This is a genomic window from Aphanothece microscopica RSMan92, from assembly GCF_046613545.2.
Classification (GTDB): domain Bacteria; phylum Cyanobacteriota; class Cyanobacteriia; order PCC-6307; family Cyanobiaceae; genus NIES-981.
On the sequence record NZ_JBKKKY020000571.1, the window covers coordinates 1 to 433 of the forward strand.

A 433-nucleotide genomic window follows, 5' to 3' on the forward strand; every position below is an offset into this window, starting at 1 on the left:
GCGGGGCCGGGCCGGCGCGGCGATCGCTGACGGGGGGCATCCCGGCGGGCCAGGCGGCGCTGCCGCGCCTCGCGGCGCTGGCCGGGCATGGGACGCTGCCGGGAGAGCCGGATCTGGTGATGCGCTGGACGGCGATTCCCCCCGGCGCCGGCGCGCTGCGGATCGTCATCCACCTGCACGGCTTCGCGGCACCGGACGAGCCCCTGCGGCTGTTGCAGGGACGGCTGCCGGGCAGCGGGCTGGTGCTGCCGGCAAGCCCGCCCACCATCGCGATGCTGCCACGCGGCAGGCCCGCCCCGCGGCGGGCGGGGGCCTTCGACTTCCCTGCCCTCGCCGCGCCGGGCGGGTTGCAGGCGGTGGTGGAGGAGGCGCTGGCGGGATTCGGGCCGGGCCTGCCGCCGCCGACCCACCTGCTGCTGACCGCGCATTCGGG

1 protein-coding gene is annotated in these 433 nt (G+C 79.2%); it reads left to right on the plus strand.

The genetic code is table 11. The annotated features are described in order from the left end of the window. Window positions 1-433, plus strand: a 433-nt coding sequence (locus ACLD7X_RS19110) for a hypothetical protein (RefSeq protein WP_425625528.1), incomplete at both ends; no start/stop codon positions are given.